The sequence below is a fragment of the Pseudomonas sp. PS01270 genome (assembly GCF_029959775.1).
GTDB classification, from domain to species: domain Bacteria; phylum Pseudomonadota; class Gammaproteobacteria; order Pseudomonadales; family Pseudomonadaceae; genus Aquipseudomonas; species Aquipseudomonas atacamensis.
Map to the genome: position 1 here is coordinate 1 of NZ_JASCPT010000163.1, position 9676 is coordinate 9676.

The following is a 9676-nucleotide window of genomic DNA, read 5'->3' on the forward strand; positions in this document are numbered from 1 at the left end:
CCAGATATTGCTGAGGTATATGTCAGCCCGCTTTCGCGAGCAAGCGCGCTCCCACAGTGGTTTTGCATTGTTCACAAAACTCATGTGGGAGCGAGCTTGCTCGCGAAAGCGGTTCAACCGTCACAAAAGAATTCAAGGTCTGCAGGATATACGCCCTCACCCGCCACGGAGCAAAACCCTTACACAATTTCACACAGCAGCTACAAAGCTTCACCGCTAACCTCCCCGTCTGGCCGTAGGATGCGGCCTTCAATATTGGGGGTTTTACATGTCTGGAAAACTGCTGGCCGGGCTCGGCCTGATCGCATTGGCGCTGACGCTGAGCGCTTGTGATTCATCCTCGAACGCCGAAGAGCAGACGCCGCCGGCCACGGTGCGCGTAGAGACCATTAAAACCGAGCCCCTGTCGATCAGCAGCGAACTGAGCGGCCGCATCGCCGCGCCACGGATTGCCGAAGTGCGCGCACGAGTAGCCGGCGTGGTGTTGCAGCGCACCTATCGCGAAGGCAGCGACGTGAAAAAAGGCGATGTGCTGTTCCGCATTGACCCGGCGCCGTTCAAGGCCGATCTGGACAGTGCCGAAGCGGCGTTGCGCAAGGCCGAGGCCAACGCCTTTCAGGCGAAACTGCAAGAACAACGCTACGCCCAATTGATTGAAGACAAGGCCATCAGCGGTCAGGACTACGACAACGCCCGCGCCGCTGCCCGGCAAACGGCAGCTGATGTTGCCGCCAGCAAGGCAGCACTTGAACGGGCGAAACTCAACCTCGGCTATGCCACCGTCACCGCGCCGATTTCCGGACGTATCGGTCGCGCGTTGGTCACCGAGGGTGCGCTGGTGGGGCAGAACGAAACCACGCCGCTGGCGCTGATTCAGCAGCTCAACCCGATCCATGCCGACCTCACCCAGTCGACCCGCGAGCTCAATGAACTGCGCCGGGCATTGCGCTCCGGGCAGTTGCAGGAAGTCGGTCAGGATCAAGCGAAGGCCACGCTGATTCAGGATGACGGTAGCGTGTATCCGTTGCCCGGCAAGCTGCTGTTCAGCGACATCACTGTCGATCCCGGCACCGGGCAGATCATTGTGCGCAGCGAGTTTCCCAATCCGGATCTCGACTTGCTGCCGGGCAGCTTCATCCGCGTACGCCTTGAGCAGGCAACCATCCAGAACGGCATCACCGTACCGCAACGCGCGGTGCAGCGTGACAGTGCCGGCATTGCCCAGGTGCTGACCGTCGATGAGCAGATGCGCGTGGCGCAGCAACCGGTGCAACTGGGTGCGGTGCAGAACAACCGCTGGATCGTCACCGGCGGCCTGAAGCCCGGCGACCGCATTGTCATCGAAGGCCTGCAACACGCCCGTCCCGGGGAAAAGGTACAGATCGACGAAACCCCACTTCCACTTGCCCAGGCCACTGGTCAGTAAGCAGGACGCTCTTATATGCCGCAGTTCTTTATCGACCGCCCGGTGTTTGCCTGGGTGGTCGCCCTGTTCATCCTGTTGGCCGGTGCGCTGGCCATTCCGCAGTTGCCGGTCGCGCAATACCCCGACGTCGCACCGCCGCAGATCGAAATCTATGCCGTCTACCCAGGCGCCTCGGCGCAGACCGTCGATGAGAGCGTGGTCAGCCTGATCGAGGAAGAACTCAACGGCGCCGATCACCTGCTCTATTTCGAATCGCAGAGTAGCCTCGGCAGCGCGACGATCAAAGCCACGTTCCAACCGGGCACCAACCCCGAGCTGGCGCAGGTCGATGTGCAAAACCGCCTCAAGGTCGTCGAGTCGCGCCTGCCGCAAGCGGTCAATCAGCAAGGTTTGCAGGTGGAGAAAGTCTCTTCCGGTTTCCTCTTGCTCATCACTTTGACCTCCAGCGACGGCAAGCTCGATGACGTGGCGCTAAGTGATTATCTGGCGCGCAACGTGATGAACGAGATCAAGCGCCTGGACGGTGTCGGCAAGGCGCAGTTGTACGGCGCCGAACGGGCCATGCGCATCTGGATCGATCCGCAGAAACTCATCGCCTTCAACCTGACGCCGGCGGATGTCAACGAAGCCATCGTCGCGCAGAACGCCCAGGTTTCGGCGGGTAGCATCGGTGATCTGCCGTCACCTTCGACGCAGGAAATCACCGCGACAATTCTGGTCAAAGGCCAATTGTCGACGCCGCAGGAGTTCGCCGACATCGTGCTCAAGGCCAACCGCGACGGCTCCACGGTGCGCATCGGTGATGTCGCGCGCGTCGAAATCGGCAGCCAGGAATATCAGTTCGGCACTCGCCTGAACGGCAAACCGTCCACTGCCGTCGGCGTGCAGCTCTCTCCCGGCGCCAACGCGCTGAACACCGCGACGCTGGTGCGGGCGAAGATGGACGAACTGGCGCGCTATTTCCCGGCCGGCGTGGAGTACAAGATTCCGTACGACACCTCGCCCTTCGTCAAAGTCTCGATCACCAAAGTGATCTACACCCTTGGCGAAGCGATGCTGCTGGTGTTTGCGGTGATGTTCCTGTTCCTGCAGAACGTGCGCTACACGCTGATCCCGACGCTGGTGGTGCCTGTGGCGCTGATGGGCACGTTCGCGACCATGCTGGCGCTGGGCTTCTCGATCAACGTGCTGACCATGTTCGGCATGGTGCTGGCCATCGGCATTCTGGTGGATGACGCCATCGTCGTGGTGGAGAACGTCGAACGGATCATGGCCACCGAGGGCCTGTCGCCCAAGGAAGCCACGCGCAAGGCGATGACGCAGATTACCGGCGCGATTATCGGCATCACTCTGGTGCTGGTCGCGGTGTTTATTCCGATGGCGTTCATGCAGGGCTCGGTCGGCGTGATCTACCAACAGTTCTCGCTGTCCATGGCGACGTCGATTCTGTTCTCGGCGTTTCTCGCCCTGACGTTGACGCCGGCGTTGTGCGCAACATTGCTCAAGCCTGTCGCCAAGGGTGAGCATCACGAGAAGTCCGGATTCTTTGGCTGGTTCAATCGTCGTTTCGAGCAACTGACCGATCGCTATCAGGGTTGGGTCGGCTATGCGCTCAAGCGCACCGGTCGCTACCTGATGATCTACGTCGTCCTGTTGATTGGACTCGGGTTTTGTTTCGCGCGCCTGCCCTCCTCGTTTCTGCCGACCGAGGATCAGGGCTATACCATCACCGATATTCAACTGCCGCCCGGCGCGACGAAGAACCGTACTGTACAAGTGGCCGAACAGCTCGAAGCGCACAACGCCGATGAGCCGGGAATCAGTGACAGCGTAGTGATCCTGGGTTTCAGCTTCTCCGGTAGCGGGCAGAATGCGGCGCTGGCGTTTTCGACGCTCAAGGATTGGTCTGAACGTGGCGGAGACGATTCCGCCAGTTCCATCGCCGACCGCGCCAACGTTGCCCTGAGCCAGATAAAGGATGCCATGGCGTTCTCGGTGCTGCCGCCGCCGGTGGATGGCCTCGGTACTTCCAGCGGTTTCGAGTTCCGATTGCAGGATCGCGCAGGCCTCGGTCACGCGACGCTGATGCAGGCGCGCACCGAACTTCTGGCCGCCGCCGAGAAAAGTCCGGTGCTTATGAACGTGCGCGAAAGTGCTCTGGCCGAAGCGCCGCAAGTGCAGTTGGTTGTAGACCGCAAGAAGGCCAATGCCCTGGGTGTATCGTTTGCCGAAATCGGCAGCGTGCTGTCCACTGCGGTGGGTTCCAGCTACATCAACGATTTCCCGAATCAGGGCCGCATGCAGCGCGTCGTCGTGCAAGCCGAAGGCGACCAGCGCAGCCAAGTGGACGACTTGCTGAAAATGCACGTGCGCAACAACGCCGGGAACATGGTGCCGCTGTCGGCATTCGTCCAGGCGAACTGGATTCAAGGTCCTGCGCAGTTGACACGGTACAACGGTTATCCAGCGATCGCGATTTCAGGCGAACCGTCACCGGGTCATAGCACCGGCGAAGCCATGGCGGAAGTCGAGCGTCTGGTCGCGCAGGGGCCGAAGGGTCTGGGCCAGGAATGGACTGGTCTCTCGTTGCAGGAACGTTTGTCAGGCAATCAGGCGCCGATCCTGCTCGGCTTGTCGCTGCTGGTGGTGTTCCTGTGCCTGGCGGCGCTGTACGAGAGCTGGTCGATCCCGACTTCGGTGTTGCTGGTGGTACCGCTGGGTGTGCTCGGCGCGGTGCTGGCGGTGACGTTGCGCGGGATGCCCAATGATGTGTTCTTCAAGGTTGGACTGATCACCATCATTGGTCTGTCGGCGAAGAACGCGATCCTGATCATCGAGTTCGCCAAGAGCTTGTATGACGAAGGTCACGATCTGATCGATGCGACGTTGCAGGCCGCGCGTTTGCGTCTGCGGCCGATCGTGATGACATCGCTGGCGTTCATTCTCGGTGTGGTGCCGTTGGCCATCGCCACTGGTGCCAGTTCGGCAAGTCAGCAGGCGATCGGCACTGGCGTGATCGGCGGGATGATCACCGCTACGCTGGCAGTCATCTTCGTCCCCGTGTTCTTCGTCGTCGTCATGAAGCTAGTACAACGATTCACCAAATGACACTGATCTAATTGTAGGAGCTGCCGAAGGCTGCGATCTTTTGACTTTGCTTTTAGAAGATCAAAAGATCGCAGCCTTCGGCAGCTCTTACAAAAGCCGGATCGCCTGCGCTATGGTGCGCTGACAGTTCACCAACGTGAGTCACCATGCGCTTCCTCGCCCGTACGCACCCTCGCCTTTCCGGCGCCGCCCTGTTCGGCCTCGCAACGGGTCTGCTGGTCCCGGCCGATTCCATCGTCAGCAAAATCCTCATTGGCTGGAACGTCGGTGTCTGGACTTACCTGGTTCTGATGTTCTGGCTGACCATACGCGCCAAGGCCCCGGATGTGCGTCGCATCGCCGAGATCGAGGATGAAAACGCCGGACTGGTGCTTTTCGTCGTGTGCATCGCCGCGCTGGCAAGCCTGGCCACCATCACATTTGAACTGGCGGGCAGCAAAGATCTGGATAACACACACAAATTGATGCACTACGGCTTCACAGCGCTGACGGTGATCGGCTCATGGCTGCTGATTGGGGTGATCTTTTGCGTGCACTACGCGAGGTTGTTTTACACCTGGAACGGCAAGGAGCCGGCACTGCATTTTGCTGAAGGACTGACCACCCCCAATTATTGGGATTTTCTGTACTTCTCGTTCACCATCGGCGTGGCTGTGCAGACTTCGGATGTAGGTGTTGCGACACGGGATATTCGAAAGATTGTGCTGGCGCAGTCGTTGATCGGTTTCGTGTTCAATACAGCGATCCTCGGGTTCTCGATCAATATTGCAGCAGGGTTGTTCGGCTGAAAAACACGGCATGTTCCTGCTGCTCAAAGCTCACAAAAAAGTGCGCCTGTAAACTGTCAACACTGACAGTTTACAGGCGCACTGCATTCAGGCTTCCATACAACATCCAGAAGTAGGACGGGTCAGTCTTTGGATGTCCCCAACCATATCGTATGGAGATATAACTCATGAGCTATACAGCCCGAGCCTACAGGACGATCTTGCCGGATACAGCGCAGACCTTTTTGTCAGCCACGATCAACGGCGATGCCAATCCACGCTACAGGTTTGTCAAAGTCCCTCAGTTTATGGAGTTTCGATCTACCTCTGTGCCTTCCTTCGGGCCTAAGCCCTACCCGGAAGGCTTGCGTTACGTTTTGACAGCTGGACACACCAAGGATGGTGTGACGCGTACGCTTGAGTTTGTGTTCCCTTTCAAACCCCAATCGTTGAGCTATGACCTGTCCAAAGATAGCGATGATGTCAGAAGCACCTACTATTCCAATCCCGCGACGGGCGACCTGCATGTCTCTGTGAGCGGGAGCCTGACATTGAAATATGACGACATTGAAAAAACACTGAGAGGCACTTGGTCCGGCACATATGACCATGGTGGAGAGAATGGCACCGAAGAGTTCCCGATTGCTGGGGAATTTGTCGTTGACGCCGACCTGAGCAAAAGAAAAAGCACTTACTGACTACGGAAAAAAGGAAGCTGCGAGGCTTCCTTTTTTTTATGCTGATGCAATCAGAAACTGAAGCTCAGCCCGACACTCCCTCCCAGCTCCTGGTCAGCTTTGCTGCCCCTGCTGGTTCCTAGCTCGCCATATACCTGCCATTTGTTATTGGCCGGAACCCAGTTGAGGCCACCGGTCAGCTCGAGGTTGGTGCTGGACAAGTCGTTGTTGAATCCAGTGTCATTGACGCTGACACGGTTGTTGTTAACGAATTCATGACTTACCGCCGCGTGCAGCCTGGGTTGCAGTTTGCCGCCATTGTTCAGCACCACCTCGCGGCCAACTGTCATTCCGACCTTGCCGAGCAATGAGCGGGTCTCGTTGCTGTCTACCTGCAGCCCATTGTCCAGCTGATAATCTTTGCCTTTCACCGTCGCTACACCAAACTGGGCAGAGGGCTCGATGAAATAGCCTCGATTCAAGACTATATGCTTGCCCACTTCGACGGTCCCACTGATCCCGAGATTATCGAAGTCACCCTTTGTTCGAGTGTCATCGCTCAATGTGACTTTGACGTCATTACTGAAACGGTTGATTTTGCCAACGGTATCCACGTAGTACCCGGTCATTTCGTCGTACCACGACAGATACATCCCGCCATAGGTGCTATTGATCGTGCCCGCGCTGCCGCGGGCCAGGTCAAGGCGAGTGGTGCTGTATCCACCAAAAACCCCAATCAACCATTGGCCATCACCCATCGGTAGTGGCGTATCCACCCCCAACGAGACGCCAGTCTGATTTTGTTTGTAACCATCGCCATAGGCATTCTTGACGTTGTACTGATTGGCATGAGTCCGTATCCACAGGCCGGTGGTCGCGTTCTGATTATCTGAGTCCAATGCAGCAATCGATTGCGATCGGGGCTGAGTGCCGGCCATGCGACGGTCGCCGAGGCGGGTATTGAGAGTGGTCATTTCCGAATAGATAACCGTAGGAGCGGTACCGGCAATCGCCAACGCCGTTTGCGTACCTGTGCTCGGCGTTGTCCCATCAGTTCGCAGGAAAATACCTTCGCCTTCTCGCACCAGTTTGTACGCCAAAGCACCACGATCAACCTGACCGTTTCTCAGATCGAACTCAGCATCCCCGCCAGCGATGTTAGCCACTTGAACCGGTGCACCGGTGACAGGTTCGCTGGCGCTTGCACCGACTACCAGCTCGTGCCGGCCACTGGCTGATTCCGTGACATTGAGAAAGTCCGTTTCACCGGTGGACACGTCAGCATCCAAAAAAAACCGGCCGTTGCCTGACAAGTTGGCAACGTCCAGGCGGACGAACTCGGCGGGCGTGCCGAATCTCACGTTCCCGCCCTGCATTTCGAGATTCGATAACGAATTGTTGCCAACCAGGTTCCATTCAGCGCCACGCCCGATGGACATAGCGCTGACGCCAGTAACCGAACCGTGCAGGATCGAGTCGTTATCCAGCATCACGACGCCAGTCCCGGAGCCCTGAATGTCACCGGTGAGTATGCTTCGGGTATCGAGCGAAACAAAATCGACGTTGATCAAATTGCCGTCGAGGCTGGCATTGTTTTGCAAGAAAACCGCGGCGGTCCCGCCGTCAGCAACCGCTACATTGCCGGTCAACTGGCTGTCGTCGATTTGAAAGCGCGCTGCTGCGCCATCAATGACCTCGACGATATTACCGTTGCCGCCGATCAGATTCGAACGGTTAGCTATCTCGATCAATACCGGTTGATCGTCTGGCGTTGCAAAATCGACTTTGATCGCTGCGCCGGTGCGGCCCTGCACGGTTGACCCATCAATCTTCAGTACACTCTGTGCGGTGACATCGCTCGGGTTAAGGACAGTATCCTCGCCAAAGATGATCCCATCCAGTTCTCCGATGACCTCGCTGGCTGCACTGATGTTGACGTTGCCGCCGTAAAGTTCGAGGCCAACACTATCTGCGTCGGTCCCTTCAACCCGGCTGTCCACCAGATTCAAGGTACTGAGGGATGTTATCGCTGCGCCCGAGAAACCTCCTGTCAGCGTACTGCCAGTGACGGTCGCTGTTGAACCAACGGGTACGTTCAGGTCGCGCGTAAGCGACATTGCTCTGCCATCGCTGGACAGCGTACTGCCGGACACCACTGCCGAGCTGTCGGTCAAGCTCAGCGCAGTGTCGAAATTGCTACCGGTCACCCTCGCCCCATCCAGAGTTACGAGGGCGTTTGAGGCTTCAATCTGGGCAGTGTTGGCGGAAATCGCATTCAACGTTCCACCGCCGACCACAATGTTAAGCGCGTCACCACCATTGAGGTTAAGCGTGGCAGTGGCAGGGATAAACCAGGCTTCTGGCGTAGCACCGACGGATACGGTTTCGACTTCACCAGGATTGAGATTCCGGGAAAAGGCCGTCTCGGATATCGCGATCAGTAATGCTGCACAAGAGAGCGTGCCAGTGAGTTTCAAAACTGTCGGTCCCAAGCTATTTTCAAACGTCATATACACTTCTCGTTGAGGTTAATCGGGACGGAAGAAGGACGGTTCAGACGTACATATTCCATCAGACGACCTTTGTAGGCGACGCCGGAGAATACCTGCTAGTCCGGACTTTCTCTGTAGGACTAATCCTCTTAGTAGGTGGGCTTAATCGCCAACTCGCGACATTTCGAGATGTTTCTTACTTCTCCAATTAAATTGCATTGCCTGAAGAGGCTGGCTCTTCCGGCAATGCAATGATCGCGAATGCCATTTATGAAGCAGGCGCAGGATCCCAGCCCGGTTCCGACTCGCAGTACAGGAAGTCACCATTGAGCAAGTAGACGACCATTTCCTGAACTTCTGACGTCGTTACAGTTGGCGTCGAGTACCAGATTTTCACATAGCCCGCATAAAAATCGTTTCGATCAGGAGGGGTAGCAGGAGGACGAGGAAGATTACGAATAAAAGGCACATATGGCACCTCCCAAAGCATCCCGTCCTTTAGCTCCTGCAAAGTGATCGCACGTGTATCACTAAACACGGTATCAGCCGGCGCATCTACTGTATAAGCATCGTCATGCCAACCTTGCCAATTGAATGTGATGTCCATCCCATCGGTGAAATGATCATTGGGCTTGATCAAGAACGTCGCAACATGATCCTCCCCCGCCAAGCTCTCGCAGATAATGTTTGGGTACTCGGTGCCATCGGTCGGTGGACGCTGGAACTCTGGCTTATCAAGAACAATAACTACTGTATTGACATTCACTGTCTCTTTTGCCGAATCCTGGCTATTGTTTCGAGCGGGGTTTTCATATGTCCACCAAGCCTCTTTAGGCCCAATACCACCCGGACCGACAACGCTATATGGCAGATCTATCTGAACGACCGTATTGATATTCGATACATCCATTGCTATTGAATTAACAATGATTTCGCCTTGATCACCGAGATACTTCAGAGTGACCAGATCGCCTGCTTCGGGTTCAGGGAATGTCGTTCCGGCGGTGACAGGCGATACATCGATGTGAGCCTTGGCTGTCTGATCGACATCATGAGGGCCCAGCACGTTATCCGTAACAGGTGCCTGTCCGCGAACGATCAATTTGCGGAATTCTGGATTTACCTCAGGGGGGGGGGTCGTCGGGTCAACCGTGTAAGGCGGATACGTCGAGAAATCTGTTTTTACAGTTATTGTTCCACTGTCGA

The 9676-nt window shown here is 56.8% G+C and carries 5 protein-coding genes and 1 pseudogene; 4 read left to right on the forward strand and 2 right to left on the reverse strand.

Translation table 11 applies throughout. The annotated features are described in order from the left end of the window. The first annotated feature begins 268 nt into the window (after positions 1-268). From QMX86_RS25660 to QMX86_RS25675, 4 genes are all read left to right on the forward strand, one after another. Positions 269-1426, forward strand: a complete 1158-nt coding sequence (locus QMX86_RS25660) for an efflux RND transporter periplasmic adaptor subunit (protein WP_282387475.1) — start codon at positions 269-271, stop codon at positions 1424-1426. 15 nt (positions 1427-1441) lie between these two features. Next, the gene (locus tag QMX86_RS25665) at positions 1442-4534 is read left to right on the forward strand and encodes an efflux RND transporter permease subunit (protein ID WP_122704175.1); all 3093 of its coding nucleotides are present in this window, start codon (positions 1442-1444) and stop codon (positions 4532-4534) included. A gap of 146 nt (positions 4535-4680) precedes the next feature. Further along, on the forward strand, positions 4681-5322 hold the full coding sequence (locus tag QMX86_RS25670; RefSeq protein WP_073476620.1) for a DUF1345 domain-containing protein: 642 nt from the start codon (positions 4681-4683) through the stop codon (positions 5320-5322). 167 nt (positions 5323-5489) lie between these two features. Further along, on the forward strand, positions 5490-5999 hold the full coding sequence (locus tag QMX86_RS25675; RefSeq protein ID WP_016774894.1) for a hypothetical protein: 510 nt from the start codon (positions 5490-5492) through the stop codon (positions 5997-5999). A 50-nt stretch (positions 6000-6049) separates the two neighbouring features. Here QMX86_RS25675 and QMX86_RS25680 read toward each other — a convergent pair whose 3' ends face one another. Together QMX86_RS25680 and QMX86_RS25685 are read right to left on the reverse strand one after the other, a co-directional pair. Further along, the gene (locus QMX86_RS25680) at positions 6050-8488 is read right to left on the reverse strand and encodes an autotransporter outer membrane beta-barrel domain-containing protein (protein WP_073476623.1); all 2439 of its coding nucleotides are present in this window, start codon (positions 8486-8488) and stop codon (positions 6050-6052) included. A gap of 250 nt (positions 8489-8738) precedes the next feature. After that, positions 8739-9676 (reverse strand): annotated as a pseudogene (locus tag QMX86_RS25685) (hypothetical protein); the annotation flags it as partial.

Bases quoted from the DNA above. Each gene is read 5' to 3' on its own strand.
- QMX86_RS25665 (WP_122704175.1), top strand. From the start codon at position 1,442: ATGCCGCAGTTCTTTATCGACCGCCCGGTGTTTGCCTGGGTGGTCGCC.
- QMX86_RS25680 (WP_073476623.1), bottom strand. From the start codon at position 8,488: ATGACGTTTGAAAATAGCTTGGGACCGACAGTTTTGAAACTCACTGGC.
- QMX86_RS25670 (WP_073476620.1), top strand. From the start codon at position 4,681: ATGCGCTTCCTCGCCCGTACGCACCCTCGCCTTTCCGGCGCCGCCCTG.
- QMX86_RS25675 (WP_016774894.1), top strand. From the start codon at position 5,490: ATGAGCTATACAGCCCGAGCCTACAGGACGATCTTGCCGGATACAGCG.
- QMX86_RS25660 (WP_282387475.1), top strand. From the start codon at position 269: ATGTCTGGAAAACTGCTGGCCGGGCTCGGCCTGATCGCATTGGCGCTG.